Genomic DNA, 24,495 nt, shown 5'->3' on the forward strand with positions numbered 1-24,495 from the left:
CTGATGCTGCAAGGCCCCCGCGTGACGCTCCGACCAACCGAGAAAGACGATATGGAGGCGCTGCACGCGCTCGCCCGCAATGTCGAGCTGGTGCAGCTGACAGGCTTTAGCTGGAGACCCGAGTCGCTGGCCCGCTGGCAGCGCGAGTTCGAGCAGCATGCCGAAGATCCCACCGAGGATCTTTTCACCATCGTGGCCGATGGTCTGGTCATCGGCTTCTGCACGCTACACCAGCGCAACCGCCGCGACTCGGCCACCCAGCTGGGCATCGGCATCTACCACCCCGGCTACGTGGGCCATGGCTACGGGCGCGAGGCCATCGGCCTGCTGCTCGACTGGGCCTTCTACGATCAGGGCTGGCGGCGCGTCTGGCTGCGGGCGATTTCGGTGAACGAGCGCGCGCTCAAGGCCTATCGCAAGATCGGCTTTGTGGAAGAAGGGCGGCTGCGCCAGCAAGCCTTCTTCCAAGGCCAGTACGTCGACATCATCACCATGGGCATGCTCCGCGAGGAGTGGGACGCCATTCGCAGCAGCTAGCGCTGGAGCGCCGCACCTGCGTACTGCGCGCAACACAGGACATGAGGAAGCAACTATGCTGCAGGGAACGCGGGTGACGCTCCGCCCAGCCGAGCAGGAAGACCTGAAGGCGCTGCACGCCATGCGCAGCAACGTGGATCTGGTGCAGCTTGGCAACGGCTGCTGGGAGCCAGAGCCGCTGGCCCGCTGGCAGATGTTCTTCGACAAAAGCCTAGAGGGCCAGCCCAGCGCCTGGATGGTGATCGAGGTGGCGGGCACGGTGATCGGCAGCTGCACGCTGCACCACAGCCAGCGCCGCGACGGTTCCACCCAGCTCGGCATCGGCATCTACCACCCCCAGTACGTCGGCCAGGGCTACGGGCGCGAGGCCATCGGCCTGCTGCTCGACTGGGCCTTCTACGACCAGGGCTGGCGGCGCGTCTGGCTGGAGGCATTCGCGCTGAACGAGCGCGCGCTCCGGCTCTACCGCAGGCTCGGCTTTGTGGAGGAGGGGCGGCTGCGCCAGCACACCTTCTTCCGTGGACAGTACATCGACATCATCCATATGGGCCTGCTCCGCGAGGAGTGGGACCAAGCCCGCAACCACGAGATCCGAAGCGCCGCATCAGAATGCCGCGCACCATAGAGCAAAAGAGGAACCGACCATGCTGAAAGGCAAGCTTGTCTCGCTCCGCCCCGTGGAAAAGGACGACCTGAAAGCCCTGCACGCGCTCACCCGCAACGTCGAGCTGATCCAGTACGGCAATGGCAACTGGGAGCCGGAATCGCTGGCCCGCTGGGAGAAGAGCTTCGAGAAGCACCTCGAAGACAAAGAGCCGTCCTTCTTGGCCATCGAGGCCGACGGCCAGATCATCGGCGACTGCGGGCTGCACCACAGCCACCGCCGCGACTCATCCACCCAGTTCGGCATCGGCATCTACCACCCCGAGTACGTGGGGCGCGGCTACGGGCGCGAGGCCATCGCGCTGCTGCTCGACTGGGCCTTCTACGACCAGAACTGGCGGCGCGTGTACCTTGAGGCGCTGGCGGTGAACGAGCGCGCGCTCAAGGCCTACCGCAAGATCGGCTTTGTAGAGGAGGGGCGGCTGCGCCAGCACACCTTCTTCCGCGGCCAGTACGTCGATATCGTGCATATGGGCATGCTCCGCGACGAGTGGACATCCCTACGAGAAAAACAGCTCACACACCCGTAGTCTTGGCCGCAGCTGGCCCAGATAGCGGGAGGAGAACAATGATGTATACATCCGACCAAGAAGATCTTATCTGTGCCAAATACACCCAGCAGGCCTGGGTCGCCCAAGCCCAGCAGCGCCAGCTGCTGCAGCAGATCGGCGGGCCGAGCCTGACCCAGCAGACCGCACAGGCCCTCGGGGCCGCGCTGGTGGCCTTCGGCAGGTGGCTCCAGTGCCACGCGCGCAGGCAGCAGCCCATATCGATCGCCAACGATCTGATGCCCACCCAACGGTAGCCCCGCCCGTGGGGCGCTCGGCCCACGCAGGCCAAGCGCCCCACGGCCATTGATAGAAAAAGGCAAGGCCAGCCATGACAACGCTACCCCCCCACGACCACGCCTATCGCCGCGAGCTTGGCGATGGGCTGGTGCTCCGCTGGGCCACCCCCGCCGACACCGAGAAGATCGCCGACCTCTACGGCTTCGTGTTCCGCAGAACCGCCGACGAGCCGCTCAACATCTACCTTCAGCACTGGACGCGCGAGCTGATGGCGGGCACCCACCCGCTGATCGACCTAGGCGACATCGCCATCGTCGAGGACACCACCACCGGCACGATCGCCGCATCCACCTGCCTGCTCAAGCAGGAGTGGCGCTACGAGGAGATCGCCTTCCCGGTGGGGCGGCCCGAGATCGTGGCCAGCATGCCCCAGTACCGCCAGCGCGGCCTCATCCGCGCGGTCTTCGAGCTGATCCACGCCCGCAGCGATCAGCGCGGCGACCTGGCCCAGGGCATCACCGGCATCCCCTACTACTACCGCCAGTTCGGCTACGAGTTCGCGCTCGACCTGCACGGCGACCGCTTCATCCCGCTGGCCAACATCCCCAAGCTGAAGGAGGGCGAGGCCGAGCCATACACCATGCGGGCCGCCGAAGCAGACGACCTGCCCTTCATCCAGGAGCTGTACGCCCAGGAGAGCCGCCGCCTATGCGACGGCCAGCCGCTGGCGGTGGCATCCAACGTGCCCGCCGACTACTGGCCCTTCGCGCTGGCCAGCGGCGAGCGCCAGTCGGGCGAGGGCCTGCTGCTGCACGTGCTGACCGACGCCGAGGGCCAGCGCCTAGCCTACGCGGCGCTTGTGCCGCTGCGCTGGGGCGAGGTGATCTTCGTGCGCAGCGCCTGGGTCGCCGAGGGCGTCAACATGCGCCAGATCCTGCCCTCGCTGCTGCGCGGCATCCAGTCCGTCGCCGCGCCGCGCCAGATCCAGAAGGACAAGGCCCCCGAGGCCTCGGTGATCGCGCTGGCCTTCGGGGCCTCGCACCCCTTCTACCAAGCGGCGGGCGGCATGATCAAGAACGAGGACAAGCCCTACGCCTGGTACGTGCGCGTGGCCGACCTGCCCGCGTTCATCCGGCACATCCAGCCCGTGCTGGAGCGCCGCCTGGCCGAGTCGCCGGTGGTGCGCGGCCACAGCGGCGAGCTGCGGATCTCGTTCTACCGTGGCGGGCTGCGCATGGCCTTCGAGCAGGGCAGGCTGACCGCCGTGGAGCCGTGGAAGCAGGGCCACAACTGGGAGCCTGGCCCGATGGCGGCCTTCCCGCCGCTGGTCTTCAGCCACGTGCTGATGGGCCACCGCAGCATCGACGAGCTGCGCATCGTGTACCCCGATGTCTGGGCCGACGACGAGGGCCGCCCCCTGATCGAGGCGCTGTTCCCCAAGCGCACATCCTGGGTGCTCAGCCTCGAATAGCGCACGCCCATACCCCAGCGACCCAGCCCACCCGCCGAGGAGCGCACCGCGCGGCGCGCCCTCGGCCAGCCTTATGGAATAGGTGACACCATGCTCAACCATCTTCGCAGCTACTGGAACCTGCTGGCAACCTACCTTCAGCCCTACCGCCGCCAGGTCATCCTGCTGGCCGTGCTGCTGCTCTCCAGCATCGCGATGCAGCTGCTCAACCCCCAGCTGCTGCGGCTCTTCATCGACACCGCCCAGCAGCCCGCCAGCCCGCTCGGCGCGCTGTTTGGGGTGGCGGGCCTCTTCATCACCATCGCGCTGCTGGCGCAGGGCCTCTCGCTCTGGGCCTCCTACATCAGCGAGAACCTGGCATGGAGCGCCACCAACGGCCTGCGCGCCGACCTGACCTTCCACTGCCTCAAGCTCGACATGACCTTCCACAAGGGCCGCACCCCCGGCGAGCTAATCGAGCGGATCGACGGCGATGTGACCGCCATGGCCAACTTCTTCTCGCAGTTCGTCATCCGCGTGCTGGGCAACGTGCTGCTGATGCTGGGCGTGCTGGTGGTGCTCTGGCTGGAGGACTGGCGGATCGGCGGTGGCATGACGCTGCTGGCGGTGGCGCTGTTCTTCACGCTGCTGAAGGTGCAGCAGCTCACTGTGCCGTTCTGGGCCAAGGCCCGCGAGGCCAGCGCCGCCCTGTTCGGCCTGATCGAGGAGCGCCTGTCGGGCACCGAGGACATCCGCTCCAGCGGGGCGATCGACCACACCATGCGCCGCCTGGCCGAGCGCAGCGCCAGCCGCCTGCACTTCGAGCGCCGCGCGGCGGTGATCGGCTCGCTGACATGGCTGACGCCTATGCTGTTCTTCGCGGTGGCCAGCGCCCTGAGCTACTGGCTGGGCCACACCTCGTTCTACGCTGGCACCATGACGCTGGGCACGGTCTACCTGCTGTTCTTCTACACCGACGCGCTGCTGCGCCCCGTCATCCAGATCACGCGCCAGATCGAAGATCTGCAGAAGGCTGGCGCGGGCGTGGTGCGCGTGGGCGAGCTGTACGGCTTCAGCAGCGCCCTGGCCGATGGCCCGGACGCCCTGCCCGCAGGCCCGCTGGATGTGGCCTTCGAGGCGGTGGGCTTCGCCTACGACGACGGCGATGGCGCGCGCGACACCGTGCTGCACGACCTGAACCTGCGGATCGCCGCCGGGCGCACCCTGGGCATCCTGGGCCGCACCGGCAGCGGCAAGACCACGCTCACCCGCCTGCTGTTCCGGCTCTACGATGTGACCGATGGCCGGATCGCCCTGGCCGGGCGCGACATCCGCACGATCAGCATCGACAACCTGCGCCAGCGCGTGGGCATGGTGACGCAGGAGGTGCAGCTGTTCCACGCCACCGTGCGCGAGAACCTGACCTTCTTCGACCCCACCATCACCGATGCGCAGATCATGGCGGTGCTGCAGGATCTGGAGCTGCTGCCCTGGTTCCAGACCCTGCCCGATGGCCTAGACACGGTGCTGGCCGCTGGCAACGGCGGGCTTTCGGCGGGCGAGGCCCAGGTGCTGGCCTTCACACGGGTGTTCCTGCGCGACCCTGGCCTGATCATCCTAGATGAGGCCTCCTCGCGGCTCGACCCGGCCACCGAGCGCATGATCGAGCGGGCGGTGGACCGCCTGCTGGCCAAGCGCACCGGCATCATCATCGCCCATCGCCTGGCCACGGTGCTGCGCGCCGACGACATCCTGATCCTAGAGGACGGGCGGATCTGCGAGTACGGCCCCACCGAGGTGCTGCGTGCCAACCCCGACTCGCGCTTCGCCAAGCTGCTGCACAAGGGCCTCGACGACGTGCTGGTGTAGGTTTTCTACCACTAGGTTTACCACGAAGACACGAAGACGCGAGTGACTGTTTACACGAAGGCACGGGGAACCGTTTACCACCAAGGCTCCAAGACTCCAAGAATCTGAAGTTTTGCTACGGTGCAAGCCCGACATGCCACGGTGCAAGCCCGACATGCCACGGTGCAAGCCCGACATGCCACGGTGCAAGCCCGACATGCCATAGTGCCTTGGTGGTAAACCATCATAGATCGATCAGCGTTCGCGCACCCGTGTGGTGCACAAGGAAAAAAGGGATGAAACCCTGGCAATACTATGTGCGGCTGATCCGCTTCCAGCCGCTGTTCTACGCCTTCAACCTGAGCGGGATCATCGGGGCCATCCTGATCGAGATGGTGCCCGGCCTGCTCTCGCGCGAGTTCTTCAACGCGCTCAGCGGCAGCGCGCCCGCGCGATTCAGCCTAGAGGCGCTGATCGCGCTGGTGTTCGCCTGCGCGCTGGGGCGCATGATGTGCTACTTCGTGCTGCCGCTGACCAACACCAGCTTTGTGTATAGCTGCGGCGCGCTCATCCGCAAGAACCTGCTGGCCCGCATCCTCCAGCGCCCCGGCGCAAAGGCCCTGCCCGCCTCCTCGGGCGAGGCGATCAGCCGGTTCCGCGACGACATCGACGAGACGCTGTGGAGCGTGATGTACTTCAACGATCTGGTCTCGCTGATCTGCTTTGCGCTGGTGGGGCTGGGCGTGATGATCAGCATCAACGCGCCGATCACGCTGGTGGTGCTGCTGCCGCTGGCGCTGATCGTGGTGGTGACCCAGCGGCTGGCGCACCGGATCGAGGAGTACCGCAAGGCCAGCCGCGAGGCGGCGGGCGCGGTCACGGGCTTCCTGGGCGAGATCTTCGGGGCGGTCCAGGCGATCAAGGTGGCCGGTGCCGAGCGCCAGATCCTGGGCCGCTTCCAGGCCCTGAACGACCGGCGGCGCGAGGCGGGCGTGCGCGACAAGATCTTTAACGAGCTGCTCGACTCGGTGTTCGCCAACGCGGTGAACGTGGGCACCGGCCTCATCCTGCTGCTGGCCGCCGCCGCCATGCGCTCGGGCAGCTTCACGGTGGGCGACTTCGCGCTGTTTGTCTACTACCTCGGCTGGATCAGCGAGTTCGCGGGCATGCTGGGCATCGTGATGGCGCGCTACCGCCAGGCCTCGGTCTCGTACACGCGGCTGAACACGCTGCTGCAGGGCGCAGCCCCCGAGACATTGGTGGCCCCCAGCCCGATCGCCCCCGAGGCCCAGCCGCTGGCCTTCACGCCGCGCAGCGCGGTAGAGCCGCTGGCCACGCTGGCGGTGGATGGCCTGACCTACCGCTTCCCCGACACGCGGCGCGGCATCGCGGCGGCCAGCTTTGTGGTGCGGCGCGGCTCGTTCACCGTGATCACCGGGCGGATCGGCAGCGGCAAGACCACGCTGCTGCGCACGCTGCTGGGCCTGCTGCCCAGCGAGGCGGGCCAGATCCGCTGGAACGGCGCGCTGGTGGAGGATGCGGGCGCGTTCATGGTGCCGCCGCGCGCGGCCTACACCGCCCAGGTGCCGCGCCTGTTCTCCGAGACACTGCGCGAGAACCTGCTGCTGGGCATGCCCGAGCGCCAGGCCGACATCGCCCAGGCGCTGCACCGCGCCGTGATGGACCACGACATGGCCCACATGCCCGACGGCCTGGAGACCCTGGTGGGGCCGAAGGGCGTGCGGCTCTCGGGCGGGCAGATCCAGCGCGCCGCCGCCGCCCGCATGTTCGCCCGCGACGCCGAGCTGCTGGTGTTCGACGACCTCTCCAGCGCGCTGGATGTGGAGACCGAGCAGCTGCTGTGGGCGCGGCTGGCCGACATGCCCACGCCGCCCACGGTGATCGCGGTCTCGCACCGCCACACCGCGCTGCGCCGCGCCGACCAGATCATCGTGCTGAAGGACGGCCAGATCGACGCGGTGGGCACGCTGGATGGCCTGCTGGCCAGCAACCGCGAGATGCAGCAGATCTGGGCGGGCGAGGAGCAGCGCGAGCGGCCAGCGCCCGCCAGCGCCGCCCCCGCAGGTGTGCTATCTTCCACCTGACGCGGGCAGCTGGCCCGCGCCTGAGGCGAAAGGCGATGCCATGAGCACAACGGTAGAGCAGGCGCTGGGCGCGCTCGCGGCGACGCGGGCCGAGCTGCTGGCCTGGGTGGCGCGGCGCAGCGAGGCGGAGAGCGAGCGGGTGGTATACGGCACGTGGTCGGTAAAAAACGTGCTGGCCCACCTGGCCGCCTGGGAGACGTGGGTGGTGGGCAGCATGCCCGCGCGGCTGGAGACGGGCAGCACGCCCGAGCCGATGCGCGAGCGCGTGATCCACGAGGATGCCTTCAACGCCGCCGAGGTGGCGGCCCGCGCCCACCTGAGCCTGGCCCAGCAGCTGGCCGAGCTGGCCGAGGTGCGCGAGCTGCTGCTGGCCTACCTGGCCTCGCTCGACCCGGCCACCATGGCCAAGCCGCAGCCCTGGGCCGAGTGGCAGGGCACGCTGCCCGAGTACCTGCTGCGCTCGCTGCGCGACCACGAGCGCCAGCACCTGGATGAGCTGCGCGCCCTGCTGGGCTAGCGCCCACAGAACACAGATGCTGCGCTATAGTATCAACGGGGCGGCCAGCACCACGGGCCGCCCTGCCCGTGCGTCGCGGCGGCGCGCGGGCAGCCAGATAGCGCAGAAAGCGAGCGAGCTATGGAACGCATCGGACTGATCGGGCTTGGGCGCATGGGCACGGCGATGGCCGAGCGGCTGCTGGGGGCGGGCTTCACGCTGGCGGTGCACAACCGCACCGAGGCCAAGGCCGCCGATCTGCTGGCGCAGGGCGCGGCGTGGGCCGCCACCCCGGCGGCCCTGGCGGAAAGATCAGATCTGGTTCTCACCATTTTGACCGATGATCTGGCAGTAGAACAAGTGTACAATAGCCCGACCGGCATCCTGCAGGCCGATGTCGGCGGCAAACTACTGATCGAGATGAGCACCATCCGCACCAGCACCACGCTGGCTCTGCACCGCGCGGCCACGGCGCGCGGCGCGCACATGATCGACGCCCCGGTGTCTGGCACGCTGCAGCCCGCCCGCGAGGGCACGCTGCTCATCTTGGCGGGCGGCGAGGCAGCCGACGTGGCGCGGGCGCAGCCGGTGCTGGATGCGCTGGGGCGGCGCACCGTGCACCTTGGCCCGGCGGGCAGCGGCACCACCATGAAGCTCGCGCTGAACCTGCCGATGGCGATCTACTGGGCCGGGCTGGCCGAGGCCATGGCCATGGGCCAGCAGCTGGGGCTCGACCGCGCGCAGATGCTGGATGTCTACCTCGACTCGACCGTATCGCTGCCCGCCATGCGCGCCAAGGTGCCCCTGCTGCTGGGGGCCGAGCAAGAGGTAGCCTTCGACGTGACCGGCGTGCGCAAGGATCTGATCGCCATGATCGCCAGCGGCCAGGATGCGGGCGTGCCTATGCCCACATCCGCCGCCGCCCTGGCCCACTTCGCCGCCGCCACCGCCGCAGGCTACGGCCACGACGACCTCGCCACCGTGGTCGAGTATGTCCTAGAGATGGTGCAAGCAAGCGCGGGCCGCCGCGCAGCAAGGGAGACGACTTCGTGACACGAGCTGAGTTTACGGTCACCAACGCACACCGCTACAACACCCGAACCCCCGTCCGCTGGATTCTCTCGCACATCGGGCGCTACTGGTGGCTGCCCCTGCTGATCGTGCTGGGCAACGTGGTATCGAGCGGGCTGTACAGCTACGGCTCGGTGCTGATCGGCGACGCCTTCGACGTGGTGACCCGCGCCGGGGCCACAGCGGGCGAGCAGATCTGGCAGATCACGCTGCTGCTGCTGGCGGTGCGCTGCGGCGTAGGCATATTCGACCTAGTGAAAGTGCTGGTGGTCGAGACCCTGGCCCAGAGCCTAGAGCGCGACGCCCGCGAGGAGCTGTACATCAGCCTGCTGGGCAAAAGCCAGACCTTCCACAACCGCCAGCAGGTGGGCGACGTGATGGCGCGCGCCACCAACGACGTGCAGCAGCTGAACTACATGATCTCGCCCGGGGCCAGCATGATCGTCGAGTCGATCATGTTCACCGTGGTGCCGCTGGTCAGCATCGCGCTCATCCGCGCCGATCTGCTGCTGGTGCCGCTGGTGTTCCTGGTGACGTTCGGCTTCGCGCTGCGCCAGTACAGCCGCCAGCTGGAGCCGGTGAGCGGCGGCATGCGCGAGCAGTTTGGCGACCTGAACAGCGGCCTGGCCGAGGCCGTGGCCGGGGTGGAGGTGGTGAAGGGCTACGCCCAGGAGCCGCAGGAGCTGCGCAAGTTCTCGAAGCGCGCCCGCGCCTACCGCGACCTGTTCATCAAAGAGGGCCAGATCAAGGCGCGCTACCTGCCGCTGCTGCTCTACGGCATGGCCTTCGGCGTGGCATTCGGCCACGCGCTGCTGCTGCACATGGGCGGCGCGCTCACCATTGGCCAGGTCGTCGGGTTCATGGGCCTGATGGGCATCCTGAACTTCCCGACCTTCATCTCGCTGTTCACCTTCTCGCTGGTGCAGCTGGGTATCGCCAGCGCTGGCCGCATCCTGGCCCTGATCAACGCCGAGACCGAGCTGGATGAGAACGCGGGCGGCCAGTCCAGGGCCATGCAGGGCGCGATCAGCTTCAGCGGCGTGTCGTTCGGCTACAACGACCTTGGGCTAGAGGGCGCGCCCAGCAGCCCGGTGCTGCACCAGATCAGCTTCGAGGCCCAGCCCGGCGAGACGATCGCGATCGTGGGGCAGACCGGCTCGGGCAAATCCACGCTCACCAAGCTGGTGAACCGCACCTACGACGCCACGGCGGGCACGGTGGCGATCGACGGCGTGGATGTGCGCGAGTGGAGCCTGGACAGCCTGCGCGCCCAGATCTCCACCATCGAGCAGGACATCTTCCTGTTCTCGCGCACCATCGCCGAGAACATCGCCTTCGGCGCGCCCGGCACGGCCACCCGCGAGCAGATCGAGCAGGCCGCGCGCGAGGCCCAGGCCCACGACTTCATCGTGGCCCTGCCCGAGGGCTACGACACCGTGGTGGGCGAGCGCGGCGTCACGCTCTCGGGCGGGCAGCGCCAGCGGCTGGCGATCGCCCGCGCCTTTCTGACCAACCCGCGCATCCTCATTCTGGATGACTCGACCAGCGCGATCGACAGCGCCACCGAGGACGAGATCCAGAAGGCCATGCGCAAGATCATGTCGAACCGCACCACGCTGCTGATCACCCACCGCGTCTCGCAGATCCGCTGGGCCGACCGCATCCTGGTGCTGCGCGGCGGCGAGCTGGTGGCGCAGGGCAGCCACGAGCAGCTGCTGGCCAACAGCGAGGCCTACCAGCGGATCTTCGCCCGCTACGGCCAGAAGACCGCGCCAGCCCCCAGCGCCCCCACCGTGGCAGCCTGAAAGGAAGACCCATGACCACATCCACACCAGAGCGTCTCATCACCATCGAGGGCTGCTACAACCTGCGCGACATCGGCGGCTACCCGGCGCGCGGCGGCACCACGCGCTGGCGCACCCTGCTGCGCTCGGCCAGCCCCCACCTGATGCCCCAGGCCAGCTGGGGTCCGCTGGCGCAGCTGGGCCTGCGCACCCTGATCGACCTGCGCCGCCCCAGCGAGGCCGAGCGCGAGAGCTACCACACCCTGGTCGCGCCGCCCATGCGCTACGCCGCCATGCCGCTGTTCGACGACCGCGAGCGCTACGTGGTGGACAAGCCCGCCAACAACCTGGGCGAGTTCTACCAGCTGGCGCTCAGGCACTGCGGCGGCCAGTTCCGCGCCGTCATCCAGGCCATCGCCGAAGACCCCGACCCGGTGCTGGTGCACTGCGCGGTGGGCAAAGACCGCACCGGCATGGTCATCCTGCTGGCGCTGGGTGCGCTGGGCGTGGACCACGAGACCCTGGCCACCGACTACGCCATGAGCAACGCGCTGCTGCGCCCGCTGGAGGAGCCGATGCGGGCCAAGATGCGCGCCCAGGGCGCCGACATGGAGCGCTTCGAGCGCATGATGGAATCGCGCTACGAGGTGATGATCGACACGCTGGCGCATCTGGACGCCGAGTACGGCGGGTTCGGCGGCTATATGGAACAGATCGGGCTCGCGCCCGCGACGCTGGAGAAGCTCCGCCAGAAGCTGGTGGAATAGGCGCACTGGCAGAAAGAAGGTTACCTCTATGGGCTTTGTGCTCGACGGCCTAGACGCCGAGGACTACGACCGCACCTATAGCGACCGCGACCTGATCCGCAGGATCGCCGACTACTTCCGCCCCCACCTGCGCTCGATGCTGATGGTAGCGGGCGCGGTGGTGCTGGGCACCGCCGCCGAGGCCGCCGCACCCTTCGTGATCTCCAGCGGGATCGACATGCTGGAGGGCAACCCCGCCGCCCAGGTGGCGCTGGCCCTGGCCGGCGGCGTGGCGCTGCTGCGCTCGATGGGCTGGCTGTTCAACTACATCCGCCAGTCGTTCTCGGCCAAGGTGGTGGGCAACGTGGTGCTGGCGCTGCGCGAGGACGCCTTCACGGCGGTGATGCAGCGCGACATGTCGTTCTTCGACCAGTACGCGTCGGGCAAGATCGTCAGCCGCGTCACATCCGACACCCAGGATTTCTCGAACACCGTCACGCTCACCATGGATCTGTTCAGCCAGTTCCTGCTGGTGACGATGGTGGCCAGCATCCTGTTCGCGATCAACGCCGGGCTGGCGCTGATGGTGATCACGATCATCCCGGTGGTGTTCGTGGTGGCCCTCAGCTTCCGCCACATCGCCCGCACGATCACCCAGCGCAGCCAGCGCGCCACCGCCGAGGTCAACTCGAAGATCCAGGAGACCGTGAGCGGCATCGCCGTGGCCAAGAGCTTCCGCCAGGAGGCCGCGATCTACGACGACTTCAAGCAGACCAACGGGCTGGTCTACCGCGTGCGGCTGCTGCGCGGCTGGGTGCTGAACACGATCTTCCCCATCCTCGACATCCTCAGCGGCATCGTGACGGCGGTGGTGGTCTACTTCGGCGCGCAGCGGGCGCTGGGCGCCCAGATGACGGCGGGCGAGTGGTTCCTGTTCGTGCAGGTGCTCGGCTCGCTGCTCTACCCGCTCACCAGCATCGCCTCGTTCTGGAGCCAGTTCCAGCAGGGCCTCTCGGCCAGCGAGCGCGTGTTCGCGCTGATCGATGCCACGCCCAACGTGGTGCAGACCGCCAGCGAGCAGCCGGGCGCGGTGCGCGGCCACATCGAGTTCGACCACATGTGGTTCAGCTACGCTGGCGACGCCAACCAGGCCCAGAGCCTGGCCGAGCCAAGCTGGGTGCTGCGCGACTTCTCGCTGGACATCCCCAGCGGACAGACGCTGGCGGTGGTGGGCCACACTGGCGCGGGCAAATCGAGCCTGGTGCGCCTGATCACGCGCTTCTACGAGTTCCAGCACGGCCAGCTGCGCATCGACGGGCGCGACATCCGCACGCTCGACCTGGCGGCCTACCGCACCCAGATCGGCCTGGTGCCGCAGGTGCCCTTCCTGTTCTCGGGCACGGTGGCCGAGAACATCCGCTATGGCCGCCCCGACGCCAGCGACGCCGAGGTCGAGCAGGCCGCCCAGCACCTGGGCGGCGGCGACTGGGTGCGCGACCTGCCCGAGGGCCTGCAGAGCGACGTGGGCGAGCGCGGCGCGCGGCTCTCGCTGGGCCAGCGGCAGCTGGTGGCGCTGGCGCGCGTGCTGCTGCAGAACCCGGCGATCTTCATCCTGGATGAGGCGACCGCCAGCGTCGACCCGTTCACCGAGGCCCAGATCCAGGCCGGGCTGGACGACGTGATGACCCACCGCACCAGCATCGTGATCGCCCACCGCCTCTCCACCGTGCGCAACGCCGACCGCATCATCGTGCTGAAGGCGGGCCAGATCATCGAGGAGGGCAGCCACGACACGCTGATGGCCAGCGGCGGGCACTACGCCGACCTCTACAACACCTACTTCCGCCACCAGTCGCTTGAGTATATCGAGTCGGTCGGGGCGCTGTAGCAAGCGCGGCCAGCACAACAAGATGCGCGCCAGGATCTGATCCTGGCGCGCATCTTTATGTCATATGGCGGCGCGGCGGCTACTGCCACAGCCAGAGAATGCGCTCGAAGAATGTCGCCCGTCGCCGGAGGGCATCGCGCCGCTCGCGCAGGCGGCGGTAGAAATCCATGGTTCGAGAAGTCATCGCATGCCTCCTTCTGCGAAAGCACTTGTACACCAGCTACCTGGCACTAAGCAGCTTCTATGCCAGCGCATACAGAAGAACGGACACCACGACTTTTTTGGTGCAGCCCAAAGTCATGGTATGATACACCCGCCTGATCCGCCGACGCCATCGCCGTTATGATCAGGCGGGATCAGCACAGCAGAGACACTACCGCGATGCCAGAACTTGCGACGATCAGCTTCGAGAAAAGCCAGCCCAATACGCTCGACTCGCTCGCCGCCGAGCTGGCGGCGCTGGGGATCACCCCCGGCATGACCATACTTGTCCACGCGTCGCTGAGCGCGCTGGGCTGGGTGTGCGGCGGGCCGGTGGCGGCGGTGCTGGCGCTGGAGCGCGCGCTTGGCCCGCAGGGCACCCTGGTGATGCCCGCCTTCAGCGCCGACCTGAGCGACCCGGCGCAGTGGCAGAACCCGCCCGTGCCCAAGGCATGGTGGGACACCATACGCCAGACCATGCCCGCCTTCGACCCGGCCCTGACCCCAACCCGCAAGATGGGCGCGATCGCCGAGTGCTTCCGCTGCCAGCCCGGCGTGCTGCGCAGCGCCCACCCGCAGTGCTCGTTTGCGGCGTGGGGCAGGCACGCCCAGCAGATCACCGGCGGCCACCGGCTGGAGAGCAGCCTGGGCGAGCACTCGCCCCTGGCGCGGCTGTACGAGCTGGATGCCCACGTGCTGCTGCTGGGCGTGGGCCATGGCAACAACACCTCGCTGCACCTGGCCGAGTACCGCGCCGAGTACCGCAGCAAGCAGTGGATCAACCAGGGCGCGCCGGTCTCCATCCGGGGCAAGCGCAACTGGGTGCTGTTCCGCGACCTCGACTTCAACGACGACGACTTCCCCGACATCGGCGCGGCCTTCGCGCAGGAGACCGGCCTTGAGCGAAAAGGCCCGGTCGGCATGGCGACGGCGCGGCTTATGCCCCAGAAGCCGCTGGTGGACTACGGCGTGCGCTGGATGCGGCAGCACCGCAGCTAGCCCCGCCCCACGCCACGGGCTGGCGCACCCAGCCCTGGCCAATAGGCTATGCAGATATCTATCATCGACGATCTCCCGCACGATGTGGCGCACGAGTTCCTCTCCCGCGACACCGCCCACAACCTCGCCATCCTCGGCGCGCTGCTGTTCGAGCCGGTCGAGGCGGTCTATGGCCTGCAGCGCGCTGCGGGCTGTGCCGCCGTGGGCCTGGTGGTGGCCGGCGAGGCCAATATCCCCGACGCGCTGCCCACCGTGATGATCGACGCCGTGGACGCCGAGTCGTTCCTGGCGCTGCTAGAGGAGGGCATGTGGCCCAGCTCGGCCACGTGGGTGGCGCACCGCCGCGAGTTCCTGCCGCTGCTGGAGCGCTACCTGGGCCGCGCCCACACGCCCGGCCAGGGCATGGTCTACCTGGGCACCCGCGCCGCGCCGCCCGCGCCGCCGGTGGCCGCCCGCCTGCTCACCCGCGCCGACGCCGCGCTCGACATGACGCCCTGCTCGCTCAGCGCTATCGCGCTCTCGTACTGGATGATCCGGGGCTGGCGGGTGTATGGCGTGGTCGAGGGCGGCCAGCTGATCGGTCACGCCGTGGCATCCTACCCGATCGACGACACCGAGGAGGTCTCGGCGGTGTTCACCGCGCCCGACGCGCGCCGACGCGGCGTGGCCCGCGCGTGCGCCGCCGCCGCCGCCCGCGATATCTGCGCCAAGGGCAAGCAGGCCATCTACGTGAGCCGCCAGAACAACCACGCCTCGATCGCCGTGGCCCGCAGCCTGGGCATGCAGCCGCTGTTCGAGACCTGGGAGATCGAGGTGCGCAAGCGCCAGGGCTAGGATTCTTTTCTCACCACGAAGACGCGAAGGTTTTAACCACCAAGGCTCCAAGGGTCTGAAGGCTGGACGGTTGCCCGTAGGCAAAGGCTTCCAGCCTTCGCCTAGTGGCCTCGCAGCGCATCACAGCGGGGCGCGGCGGGCCACCGCCGCGAAGGCGCTATCGTAGCGCGGGGCCATCTGCGCCCAATCGTAGGCGGCGGCGCTGCTGCGGGCCTCCTGCCGCAGGCCCTCGGGCAGGCCCCCGATCGCGGCGGCCAGCCGATCGGCCAGCTCGGCATCTGTGCGGTAGAGGCACTGGGTATGCAGGGTGGCGGGCACCACCTCGGTATAGCTGAGCCGCTGGGGCGCGATCGGCACACAGCCACAGTACATGGCCTCGATCAGGCTGATGCCAAAAAATTCTTGGATGGCGGTGCTCACCACGATATCGGCCTGGTGCAGCAGCCGCGCGTAGCTGGCGGTGTCGGGCGCGAAGCCCCAGGCCAGGGCCTTGGAGCCGAAGCGCTCGCGGGCCGCCAGGAAGTCGGCGTGGTTGGGGTCGATGTGCTCGCCCACCACGATCAGCCGGAAGTCCACCCCGCGCCGCTCCAGCTCTTCCAGTGCGGCGAAAAAGGCCGCAGGATTTTTGTCGTACTCCCAGCGGCTATTCCACAGCAGCGCGGGCGGCTGCCCGCCGCGCGCCACGCCCGCGCCCTGCGCCAGCCGCGCCAGATCCACCCCAGGGTGCAGCACCCCCGACCGCGCCGCGATGCCCTCGATCAGGTCCAGCTCCTGGTGGTCGTGAAAGCGGCCCACCAGCCCTGGCAGCGCTTCCAGAAACACCTGGCGGTGAAACGCCGAGTTGAAGAACACCGCGTCGGCGGCCAGCGCGGCGGTGTAGTTGGCCCACGGGAAGGCCAGATCGCGCGAGCGCCCCTGCGGCAGCGGGTAGGTGAGCTGGTTCTCGTGGATGTAGAGCGCCACGGGTGTGTCGCCCACCAGCCCGCGCGCCAGCCCCAGGAAGCTGGCCAGATCGAGCATGTCGGTCGTCACGATCAGGTCGTAGCCGCGCGGGTCGGGCAGCTGCCGCAGCATGCGGGCCATAGTCACCGCCGCGCCACGCATGCGCCAGCGCCAGCCCCCGTTGATCGGCATGGTCAGCAGGGTGATCTCGTGCTGGCTATGCTGGGCGTAGCCCTGCGACACGGCGGCGTGCGAACCGCCGTGGAATGGGTCGAGAAAGAGTATTCGCATGGGCCGCATTGTAGCGTATTTTGGCGGGCCGACCGCAGACACGGTGAGAGCGTTCTCAAGCAGGCGGGGATGATTTACCACGAAGACACGAAGGCACAAAGATTCTCTACCATTATGCTCCAAGGCCTGGCACAAAAGCGGCAGCGTGCTTGAACAGCGCCGTACCTCTTGGCCGCAGGTACTCTTCCCCATCCAAGCGCAGAAGTTCAGATCAAGATTAATACTTGATTTACTTGATAAAGTAATTATATAATAGAGGTGCCATACTTAAGCAACAAAGACGCCTTTCAAGAAGGAGCACTCCCATGGCGCAGACTATCGCCCAGCGCGCCGCACCCACAGGCAGCCCGCTGGTAGACCACACGCAGCTACGCTTCAACCAGGCGTGTATCATTGTGTTTGTGGCGCTGGCGTTCATCCTCGATCTGCCGTGGGTGGTTGCCGCCGTGGCGCTGGTGCTGGCGCTGGGCACGGCCTACCCGCCGCTGGGGCTGTTCCAGCAGATCTACCGCCAGTGGCTGCGCCCCGCCGGGCTGCTCACGCCCGACCTGCGCAGCGAGGACAGCGCGCCGCACCGCTTTGCGCAGGGCATGGGCGCGGGCGTGCTGGTGCTGGCCAGCGTAGCGTTTGCGCTGGGCGCTGCGGCGCTAGGCTGGGGGCTGGGGCTGGTGGTAGTGGTGCTGGCGGCGGTCAACCTGTTCTTCGGGTTCTGCGCAGGCTGCTTTGTGTTCTTCCAGATCCAGCGGCTGCGCGCGAGGGCATCATGATCGAGCGAATCGCGCTATTAGTGGGGCTGGCGCTGGCGGTGGGCGCGGGCTGGGCCGCGCTGCGGGCCTGGCAGGCCCACAACCTGCGGCGGCTGGGCAACGTGTCGCCGCTCGCCCAGATCGTGCCCGCCGGGCGACCCGCCGTGGTTGCGTTCAGCACCCCCAGCTGCGCCGATTGCCGCACGCGCCAGAAACCCGCGCTCGATCTGCTGCAGCGCGCCGTGGGCGAGCAGGTGGCCGTGGTGGCGCTCTCGGCGCTGGAGCACCCCGAGCTCGTGGACACGCTGGGCATTCTGACGGTGCCCGCCACCGTGGTGCTGGGTAGCGACGGCAGCGTGCGCCACCTGAACCAGGGCTACGCCAGCGCAGCCACCCTAGGCCAGCAGGCGCTAGGCAGAGCGGTGCTGGCCTAGCGCATCGCAGAGCGGCGGGCCGAGGAAAGATCCCCGGCCCGCCGCTTTTGTGTGGGGCGCATGCCTAGCTGGGCGTGTACTTGAAGCTCTTGATAACGATCTCTACGCTCTGGCCGTTCGAGGGTGCCTTGCCATCGAACAGCCACAGGTTCAGGTGCACCGGCATCGGCTTCTGGCCCACCGCAAAGCTGCTGGGCGTGGTCCAGCTGGCAAAGCTGTTCTGGGTGTCATCGCGGTGGCCGTGCATGCTGGCGAACGAGACCGCCTTCGAGGTCCAGGTGAAGCGGTGCGTGGTGTAGGTGCCGTTCAGCGTGAAGTTGAAGGTGCTGCCAGCAGTGGCCGCGCCAGCCTTCTGCGGCCACACGGTGTAGTTGCCGATCGGGTACGAGGCGTTGCCCCAGCGGGCAAACTCGATGTCGATCTCGTTGGTGGTGTCCGCGCCCACATCGGACGTGGGGTAGTTAAACAGGCCCAACACCACATTTTTATCGAGCTGATCGATCTGGCCGATCACCTGGAACTGGTAGGTGCCGAAGCCCAGCCGCTTGGTGGTGTACAGCTCGGCGCAGCGCCACGCGCCGTTCACCTTATCGATCCTCAGGTGCAGCGCGCCATCGCTGTCCAGCCACACGTTGTCGGCGCTCCATGTGTTGGGGCCGGGGCCGCCGGTGTCCGCGCGCACCTGCCACTCGTAGCCGCCAAACGAGATAGTGCGTGCCTGGGCCTGCGCGGGAGCACCGCTGGCACTCGCTAGCAGCAGCATCGCCATGGCAAGAAGCAGCAAACGACGAATAATCATCGAGGGTTCCTCCTGAATTGCTCTGCCTTACGGTCTCTATCATAGTAAGGCGTTCGCAGGTACAGTACCCTTCTGCCCTGTAAAAGTCAATGATTTTTAACTATTTTAGGCAATAGGCACCTACAGAAAGCGATCAGGGAGCCAAAACTCGGCTGATCGCACTAAGAAAGTTGGGGTGCCTAGGTAGCTAGGGCCGCGCCCGCAGGCCGCGCACATCCAGCATACACGGCACAGCTCCCTCAGGCACAAGCTCCAGCAGCACCGTGTGCGCGCCCGACACATCCGCCGACCAAGCAAAGACCTCGCCCGCACGCGCCGCAGGCAGATCCAGCGCGCGCAGCACGCGCTGGTCGGCATCCAGCAGCCGCAGTCGCGGCTGCACCAGGGCGCATGCGCCTTCATCCGCGCCTAGCGCGCCAGCCACCTTCAGCACCGAGCCACCCGCGCTGCTGAGCAGCAGCGTGGCCGGGGCAGCACTGGTGGCCCCCGCGCGCGTCAGCGACAGCAGCCCATCCGCCACGCGTACGCTGGTAGCGCTATCAATTGGGTCAAGCATCACCCAGTCGGGCTGGCTGCCAGGGCGCTCGCCGCCCAGCGCGGCGCGGATCGCATCCAGCGTGCGGATGGCGGTAGCCTGCGCAGTCGGGGCAGTGCGCCGATAGATCGCTATCTGCGCACCATTCTGCAGCTGAAAGCTGGTGGGCAGCAGCTCGAAATCCTGGGCGATCGGCGCGCGCTGCGCAAAAGCGTCCATCGGGAAACGCACCACATCCTGCTCGGCGGGATTGATATGGGACTGAAACGGCGTGGAGATCACCACATAGTCGGATGTGAGCAGCAGCTGCAGCGGGTAGACATCGCGCGAGTCGATCTGCGGCGTCTCCGGCAGATTCAGCCGCGCCTGCTGCTCGCCGTAGAAGATGATCTCGGCCTGGCGCAGCGTGTCGTAGTTGAAGAAATCCGACGAGCCATCCACATAGATCGCATCATCCGGCCTGGTTATGTCGCGCAGATAGTCAACCATGCGCCGCACCTCATCGTAGTCGGTGCGGTAGATCGGCGGCGTGGGCAGCGGGGCCAGCACCTGCGCCGCGCTGGGCAGGGCCAGCGCCCCTAGGCCGATAGGCAGGCTTGCCACAAGGCAGGCCGCAGGAAGCGCCGCCAGCCCGCGCAGGCGCGGCTGCCCCCACAGCCACAGGCATAGCTCGGCAATACCCACCACCAGCAGCGGCACAAACTGCACGCCGTAGTGCACCGCCTCCTGGCGCGAGAGAAACACCCACAGCAGCGCCTGCAGCGCACCGACGCCCACGATAAACATGCGGTTTCGGCGCTGCGGCAGCCCGCGCAGTCCCACCGCCAGCCCCCACAGCGCCAACAGCACCGCCGCGCCACCGATCAGGCGGTAGAGGTAGCCCGCGATCTGCGCAGGCGGCACCATGTAGGAGAGATAGAGCGCCGTGTAGTCCTTGGTCAGCAGGCGCACCAGGAACGGCATACCGATCAAGGCCAGCGTGGCCACCAGCGTCAGCGGGATGAGCAGCAGCGCGAGGCACGGGGCCACCAGCGCGCGCAGCCCAGCCCAGCCGCGCTCCCGCAGCGCGGGCAGCAGCGGCAGCAGCTGATCGAGCGCTATAGACATGATGATCGCAAGCGCGCTATAGGTGAAGTGCCGTCGGAACAGCATCAGCAGGGCGATCAGAAAGCCAATCTTGGCCGACTGATAGGGCGTAAGCGTGCCGCCGGTGAGGTACACATAGATAATGCAGGCGATCAGCAGCGCGCCGCCAATGTCGGGGTAGCCGCGAAAGATCGCCGCCCACGAGACCGACAGCAGCAACGTGACAAACACCGCCACCCAGAAGGCCGCGCGGCTCTGCCAGCCCAGGAGCCGCCTGACGGTCGCCCCCATCACCAGGGCCAGCGGCACCAGGTAGAACAGCGCCACGCCCAGCACATAGCCAAAGCGCGAGTAGTGAAACAGCACCAGCGTGGGCACCAGCGGCACGGTAAAGATAAAGTTGTAGTCGCGGCGGATCGACTCGCGCAGCAGACCGAAGAATAGCAGCGGCGACTCGGCGAAGGTGCGCGCCATGTACTTGGCCATATCGTGGTACGCCTGAAAATCCCACCAGTAGAACGCCCGCTCGGAGCCAACATAGATCCCGACCAGAACAACAACAAAAAAAAGCGCCAGGATGGCGAGCGCGACATCGAGCAGGGATTTTCTCATACGTATTCCTCGACGATAGGTGTGTGGCGACGCAGATTCACACCGCTATCGTGCCATAGCTTGGGGCAGATCGCAACCCCGCGCCCACCGCAGACACGTAGCCCGCCGCCCAGCGCCAAACAGGTGCTGAGCGACGGGCGGTGTAGCAATAGAGGAAAAGGTCGAGGCTACTTGGCCTCGAAGTGGCTCCAGGCGTAGGGGGCGCTGTAGCTGATGTACCAGTAGCCGTCGATCGCCGCCGGGAAGCTGCCCGACGAGGCCCACTTGTTGGTGAAGCTGACACCGTTGATCGTCAGGCTAGTCATGTTCCACGAGTTGACGTAGCTGCCCAGGCTGCTGGTCTTCCAGCAGAAGCTGCCAGCGCCATCGTAGCTGAAGGGCGCGCTGATCGTGGCGCTCACCGGGCTGCAGGCCGCGCCAGGGGTGGAGGTCGGCGTCACCGTCACCGGGGTGGGCGTCACCGGCGTGGCCGTCGGTGTCACGGGCGTGGCGGTCACGGTCTTGGTCGGCGTCACCGTCACCGGGGTGGGCGTCACCGGCGTGGCCGTCACGGGCGTCGTCGTCACCGGGGTGCCATAGACCGAGGCCTCGACCGAGGTCTCGCGGAAGCCGTTCGCGCCGCTGATCACGCGGGTGCCCCAGCTGGTGGGCTTGGTGGGGTCGAAGCCGGTCACCATGTCCAGGTACTCCACGCCGCCGCCATTGCCGCTCCACGACCAGGCCATGTAGCCAATGCCCTGCGACTGGGCCTGGGCCATGATCGTGTCCTCGTCGGGGTTGCCATCCGAGTGGTTAAAGCCGAACTCGCCGATCACCAGCGGCAGCCCGCGCGTGACAAACGAGGAGACGTAGCTGGTGATCTCGGCGGCGGTGTCGTAGACGCCGTACATATGCACGCTGAACACGGTGTTCTTGTCGGGGTCGCTGGCGAACACGTCGGGGGCGTTGTCGCGCATCACGTTGCCCCAGTCCTGGCCCCAGTAGGGCGCGTCGACCATGATCATGTGCTTGAAGCCCGCGCTGCGCAGCGAGGCGATGGCACCCTTGGTATCGGCGATCCAGCCGGTGGCGTTGGTGTTGCCATACGGCTCGTTGCCGATGTTGATGATCACGTAGGCCTCCTGGCCGGTCAGCACGCTCTGGATCTCGCGCCAGTATGCGGCGGCCTCGGCCAGCGTGGCGGCTGCGCCCTCCTCGCCGTAGCCGGTGGTGTCATGCACCTCCAGCACACAGATCAGGCGGTTGGTCTTGCACAGGTTGATGATCGTCGTCACCTCGGCGGGCGTGGTCTTGTTCCAGCGCTTGCCGTTGCTCAGCACCACGCGCACGGTGTTCGCGCCCGCAGCCTTGATGTTGGCAAACGACGCGTTCTGCGAGGTATACCAGGTGTAGGCGTGGCTGGTACCGCGGATGATGAAGTTGTTCCCGTTGGCATCCACCAGGTTGCGGCCCACCACGTGAAAGCCCACGCTGCCCGCCGCGCGGGCCATGCCCAGCGGCTGGGCCAGCAGCACCGAAAGGATCAGCGCCAGCAGCAGCGGCAACGTTGCTCGTCGGTATCTCACGGCTACACTCCTTTGTCAAGCTGAAGACATCCATGGCGCAGACCGCCCAGCGCAGCCCGGCTCTATGCGTTCGTAGAGATGTTGGATGATAGGGCTATACTAGCAAAATCACGTCACGCAGGCGTCACGGCAGGCGTCACGGCGAGGGGGACTTTTGCGCACCAGAAGGCCCTAGGCGGCAGATGCCACCTAGGGCCTGGGGTCCGCCAGCGGCGGGAGATCGTAGAAGGGGTGCGGACAGAGAACATACCCCCGATTCTGTTGTTATGCCGCCATCTCTCTCTACGCCAGGCGTAGGCCGCTTGTGGTCTGGCAGGTGTTACCTGCCCTCGCCCGCGCGGCGGCGATGCGAGCAAACGGGGTGGTACAAACGCCTTACGGCTCCCACACGATGAGCCTGCCCCACGCACCTTGCTTCCCATCAGCCAGCGCGGTCGCCTAGCCGCCAGCATCGCTGCTGGCGCTGGTGCGCTCTTACCGCACCCTTTCAGCCCTTACCGGTCGCCCGGCGGGAATGCTTGCTGTTGCCGTCTTGCGTCACGTCGGCGTTGCCGCCGCCGCGCCCTCGCTTACGGTTTCGCGAGGTGGCCTTCCAGCGCGGGCAAGCCCACGCTGGGCGGAAAGTCGGGAAGTTCCTCTGGGGATTCGCCCCAGCGGCGGCGGTTCTCTGTCCGCGAAAAAACAGCGCCACTTGTGGTGGCGCGTTCATGCGGCCTATTATACCGCAGGTGGCGGCTTCTGTCACTTGCGCGCTCGGCACTACGGCGGGTTTCTCACCACGAAGGCGCGAAGGGGAGGACATTTTTACCACCAAGACTCCAAGGAGCGAGAGGAAACGAATACCACAAAGGCGCGAAGACACGAAGGGGAGAAGACCGATTCACCACCAAGATACCACGATGCGAAGCGGCATCAGACAAAACGCATAGCCCCTGCGCGGCAAGCTAGAACCTATGCTTGCTCGTTGGGCAGGAGGTTTTCGCTCCTAAGACACCAACTACGCTGAGCGCAAACAAAAAAGCCCCCGCCACACCGGGCGGCAGGGGCTTCTCTGGCAGGGTAACCGTGCGGCTAGGCCGCCACGCGGCTGGCCAACAGGATGTCGAGCAGCTCGCGGTCGACCTTCAGGCCCCGCAGCTGCTCGTAGCGCGCGCCGGGGCGGCCATGGTCCACGATCCCAAAGTCGCCCGCGAAGTTCCAGAGCGCAAAGCCCCAGCCCAGCTCCTTGTAGAGGCCGAACAGGTCGCCCAGCCAGCGCAGCGCCACATCGTTTGGCGTCTTGTTGTAGCAGCCGCACTCGCCGATATGCACCTTCACACCCTGCGCGGCCACATCGCGCCAGGGCTGGTAGAACTCGCGCAGCACATCGCGATCCCAGGCCACGCCATGCCAGACCACGCCGGGGTAGACCGGCGCAGGCGCGGTGGCCGCGCCATCCCACCACTGGGCCTTGTGGTGGCTCACCGGCATGGGCTGGTAGCCGCGCCCGCTGTGGATCACGCCCAGGTCGGCCAGCTCGGGCATGGCCAGGTGGCCGCCGCCCACGCCGTCGATCACGATCTCGCGATCGGGGTCGATCGCGCGGATGGCCGCCACCACACGGCGCATGATCGCGGCGTGGTTCTCGCGGGTCATGCCGTACTGGCCCTCATTCGGCGGCTCGTTGAGCAGATCAAAGTTAAGGAAATCGTTTGGCACGCCCTTGTAGCGGCAGGCGAAGGTCTCCCACATGAACACAAAGGCATCCTGGGCCACCTGGTCGACCCACAGGTTGTGGCGCTCTAGCTCGTTGCCGTTGATGCAGTAGCCGGGGCCACGGTGGATGTTCAGGCTCATCTGGAACTTTCGGTCGCGGCAGGCGGCCAGGTAGCTATCGATCTGCTCGAATACCGTCTCATCGGGGTGGAAGTAGTCGAAATCCTTGACCCAAAAGCGGTAGTCGGTGGGAATGCGCACGAAATTAAAGCCAAAGTCGGCCATAAAGTCGAGGGCCTGCTCATCCACGGCCTGCGGGCGACGCGCGCCGCCGGAGGAGAACATCCACAGAAAGTTGAAGCCATAGCGGGTTGTCATCG

Annotated in this window: 21 protein-coding genes; 16 read left to right on the forward strand and 5 right to left on the reverse strand. The window is 67.2% G+C overall.

Features of this window, described 5'->3' with window-relative positions; all coding sequences use genetic code 11:
• The first annotated feature begins 3 nt into the window (after positions 1–3).
• From F8S13_16915 to F8S13_16980, 14 genes are all read left to right on the forward strand, one after another.
• Positions 4–537 (forward strand): GNAT family N-acetyltransferase, encoded by a 534-nt coding sequence (locus F8S13_16915; protein KAB8141820.1) that lies wholly within the window; start codon positions 4–6, stop codon positions 535–537.
• A 55-nt stretch (positions 538–592) separates the two neighbouring features.
• Positions 593–1,162, forward strand: coding sequence for a GNAT family N-acetyltransferase (locus tag F8S13_16920; GenBank protein ID KAB8141821.1), 570 nt, complete (start codon positions 593–595; stop codon positions 1,160–1,162).
• 19 nt (positions 1,163–1,181) lie between these two features.
• Positions 1,182–1,730, forward strand: a complete 549-nt coding sequence (locus tag F8S13_16925; protein ID KAB8141822.1) for a GNAT family N-acetyltransferase — start codon at positions 1,182–1,184, stop codon at positions 1,728–1,730.
• Between the two features lie 41 nt (positions 1,731–1,771).
• Entirely contained in the window at positions 1,772–2,005 is a 234-nt protein-coding gene (locus tag F8S13_16930) for a hypothetical protein (protein KAB8141823.1), read from the forward strand.
• A 74-nt stretch (positions 2,006–2,079) separates the two neighbouring features.
• Positions 2,080–3,459 carry a GNAT family N-acetyltransferase gene (locus tag F8S13_16935; protein ID KAB8141824.1) on the forward strand — a complete coding sequence of 460 codons (1,380 nt, stop codon included), beginning with the start codon at positions 2,080–2,082 and terminating at the stop codon, positions 3,457–3,459.
• A 90-nt stretch (positions 3,460–3,549) separates the two neighbouring features.
• Positions 3,550–5,307, forward strand: coding sequence for an ABC transporter ATP-binding protein (locus tag F8S13_16940; protein ID KAB8141825.1), 1,758 nt, complete (start codon positions 3,550–3,552; stop codon positions 5,305–5,307).
• Between the two features lie 275 nt (positions 5,308–5,582).
• Entirely contained in the window at positions 5,583–7,391 is a 1,809-nt protein-coding gene (locus F8S13_16945; GenBank protein KAB8141826.1) for an ABC transporter ATP-binding protein, read from the forward strand.
• Positions 7,279–7,908 (forward strand): DinB family protein, encoded by a 630-nt coding sequence (locus F8S13_16950; protein KAB8141827.1) that lies wholly within the window; start codon positions 7,279–7,281, stop codon positions 7,906–7,908. Before F8S13_16945 ends, F8S13_16950 begins: the two co-directional genes overlap by 113 nt.
• A gap of 120 nt (positions 7,909–8,028) precedes the next feature.
• Positions 8,029–8,940 carry an NAD(P)-dependent oxidoreductase gene (locus F8S13_16955; GenBank protein KAB8141828.1) on the forward strand — a complete coding sequence of 304 codons (912 nt, stop codon included), beginning with the start codon at positions 8,029–8,031 and terminating at the stop codon, positions 8,938–8,940.
• On the forward strand, positions 8,937–10,763 hold the full coding sequence (locus F8S13_16960) for an ABC transporter ATP-binding protein (GenBank protein KAB8141829.1): 1,827 nt from the start codon (positions 8,937–8,939) through the stop codon (positions 10,761–10,763). The genes F8S13_16955 and F8S13_16960 overlap by 4 nt, the downstream gene beginning before the upstream one ends.
• An 11-nt stretch (positions 10,764–10,774) precedes the next feature.
• Positions 10,775–11,509 carry a tyrosine-protein phosphatase gene (locus F8S13_16965; protein ID KAB8141830.1) on the forward strand — a complete coding sequence of 245 codons (735 nt, stop codon included), beginning with the start codon at positions 10,775–10,777 and terminating at the stop codon, positions 11,507–11,509.
• Between the two features lie 28 nt (positions 11,510–11,537).
• Positions 11,538–13,376, forward strand: a complete 1,839-nt coding sequence (locus tag F8S13_16970; GenBank protein ID KAB8141831.1) for an ABC transporter ATP-binding protein — start codon at positions 11,538–11,540, stop codon at positions 13,374–13,376.
• A 381-nt stretch (positions 13,377–13,757) separates the two neighbouring features.
• Positions 13,758–14,576: an AAC(3) family N-acetyltransferase gene (locus F8S13_16975; protein ID KAB8141832.1), complete on the forward strand. Its 819-nt coding sequence runs from the start codon at positions 13,758–13,760 to the stop codon at positions 14,574–14,576.
• 48 nt (positions 14,577–14,624) lie between these two features.
• The gene (locus F8S13_16980) at positions 14,625–15,410 is read left to right on the forward strand and encodes a GNAT family N-acetyltransferase (protein ID KAB8141833.1); all 786 of its coding nucleotides are present in this window, start codon (positions 14,625–14,627) and stop codon (positions 15,408–15,410) included.
• Positions 15,411–15,530: 120 nt separating this feature from the next.
• On the opposite strand, the gene F8S13_16985 is transcribed toward F8S13_16980, so the two are convergent.
• A complete protein-coding gene (locus F8S13_16985) occupies positions 15,531–16,643 on the reverse strand; it encodes a DUF3524 domain-containing protein (GenBank protein KAB8141834.1) in 1,113 nt (370 codons plus the stop codon).
• 305 nt (positions 16,644–16,948) lie between these two features.
• Here F8S13_16985 and F8S13_16990 point away from each other — a divergent pair, with 305 nt between their 5' ends.
• Entirely contained in the window at positions 16,949–17,410 is a 462-nt protein-coding gene (locus F8S13_16990) for a DUF4395 domain-containing protein (GenBank protein ID KAB8141835.1), read from the forward strand.
• A complete protein-coding gene (locus F8S13_16995) occupies positions 17,407–17,823 on the forward strand; it encodes a thioredoxin family protein (protein ID KAB8141836.1) in 417 nt (138 codons plus the stop codon). Before F8S13_16990 ends, F8S13_16995 begins: the two co-directional genes overlap by 4 nt.
• Before the next feature lie 64 nt (positions 17,824–17,887).
• On the opposite strand, the gene F8S13_17000 is transcribed toward F8S13_16995, so the two are convergent.
• The 4 genes from F8S13_17000 to F8S13_17015 form a co-directional block, all read right to left on the reverse strand.
• On the reverse strand, positions 17,888–18,592 hold the full coding sequence (locus F8S13_17000) for a glycoside hydrolase family 16 protein (protein ID KAB8141965.1): 705 nt from the start codon (positions 18,590–18,592) through the stop codon (positions 17,888–17,890).
• A gap of 217 nt (positions 18,593–18,809) precedes the next feature.
• On the reverse strand, positions 18,810–20,855 hold the full coding sequence (locus F8S13_17005; protein ID KAB8141837.1) for a hypothetical protein: 2,046 nt from the start codon (positions 20,853–20,855) through the stop codon (positions 18,810–18,812).
• Between the two features lie 167 nt (positions 20,856–21,022).
• Positions 21,023–22,345, reverse strand: coding sequence for a glycoside hydrolase family 5 protein (locus F8S13_17010; GenBank protein KAB8141966.1), 1,323 nt, complete (start codon positions 22,343–22,345; stop codon positions 21,023–21,025).
• A gap of 1,146 nt (positions 22,346–23,491) precedes the next feature.
• On the reverse strand, positions 23,492–24,493 hold the full coding sequence (locus tag F8S13_17015) for a glycoside hydrolase family 5 protein (protein ID KAB8141838.1): 1,002 nt from the start codon (positions 24,491–24,493) through the stop codon (positions 23,492–23,494).
• Between the last annotated feature and the right edge of the window lie 2 nt (positions 24,494–24,495).

This window comes from Chloroflexia bacterium SDU3-3 (assembly GCA_009268125.1).
In the GTDB taxonomy this organism is placed as follows: Bacteria; Chloroflexota; Chloroflexia; order Chloroflexales; family Roseiflexaceae; genus SDU3-3.

Coding starts and splice junctions, on each gene's coding strand:
- F8S13_16945 (KAB8141826.1), top strand. CDS start 5,583: ATGAAACCCTGGCAATACTATGTGCGGCTGATCCGCTTCCAGCCGCTG.
- F8S13_16920 (KAB8141821.1), top strand. CDS start 593: ATGCTGCAGGGAACGCGGGTGACGCTCCGCCCAGCCGAGCAGGAAGAC.
- F8S13_16955 (KAB8141828.1), top strand. CDS start 8,029: ATGGAACGCATCGGACTGATCGGGCTTGGGCGCATGGGCACGGCGATG.
- F8S13_17010 (KAB8141966.1), bottom strand. CDS start 22,345: ATGGCCCGCGCGGCGGGCAGCGTGGGCTTTCACGTGGTGGGCCGCAAC.
- F8S13_17000 (KAB8141965.1), bottom strand. CDS start 18,592: ATGGCGATGCTGCTGCTAGCGAGTGCCAGCGGTGCTCCCGCGCAGGCC.
- F8S13_16950 (KAB8141827.1), top strand. CDS start 7,279: ATGGCCTGCTGGCCAGCAACCGCGAGATGCAGCAGATCTGGGCGGGCG.
- F8S13_16940 (KAB8141825.1), top strand. CDS start 3,550: ATGCTCAACCATCTTCGCAGCTACTGGAACCTGCTGGCAACCTACCTT.
- F8S13_16980 (KAB8141833.1), top strand. CDS start 14,625: ATGCAGATATCTATCATCGACGATCTCCCGCACGATGTGGCGCACGAG.
- F8S13_16915 (KAB8141820.1), top strand. CDS start 4: ATGCTGCAAGGCCCCCGCGTGACGCTCCGACCAACCGAGAAAGACGAT.
- F8S13_16995 (KAB8141836.1), top strand. CDS start 17,407: ATGATCGAGCGAATCGCGCTATTAGTGGGGCTGGCGCTGGCGGTGGGC.
- F8S13_16990 (KAB8141835.1), top strand. CDS start 16,949: ATGGCGCAGACTATCGCCCAGCGCGCCGCACCCACAGGCAGCCCGCTG.
- F8S13_16985 (KAB8141834.1), bottom strand. CDS start 16,643: ATGCGAATACTCTTTCTCGACCCATTCCACGGCGGTTCGCACGCCGCC.
- F8S13_16935 (KAB8141824.1), top strand. CDS start 2,080: ATGACAACGCTACCCCCCCACGACCACGCCTATCGCCGCGAGCTTGGC.
- F8S13_17005 (KAB8141837.1), bottom strand. CDS start 20,855: ATGAGAAAATCCCTGCTCGATGTCGCGCTCGCCATCCTGGCGCTTTTT.
- F8S13_16970 (KAB8141831.1), top strand. CDS start 11,538: ATGGGCTTTGTGCTCGACGGCCTAGACGCCGAGGACTACGACCGCACC.
- F8S13_16965 (KAB8141830.1), top strand. CDS start 10,775: ATGACCACATCCACACCAGAGCGTCTCATCACCATCGAGGGCTGCTAC.
- F8S13_17015 (KAB8141838.1), bottom strand. CDS start 24,493: ATGACAACCCGCTATGGCTTCAACTTTCTGTGGATGTTCTCCTCCGGC.
- F8S13_16925 (KAB8141822.1), top strand. CDS start 1,182: ATGCTGAAAGGCAAGCTTGTCTCGCTCCGCCCCGTGGAAAAGGACGAC.
- F8S13_16975 (KAB8141832.1), top strand. CDS start 13,758: ATGCCAGAACTTGCGACGATCAGCTTCGAGAAAAGCCAGCCCAATACG.
- F8S13_16930 (KAB8141823.1), top strand. CDS start 1,772: ATGTATACATCCGACCAAGAAGATCTTATCTGTGCCAAATACACCCAG.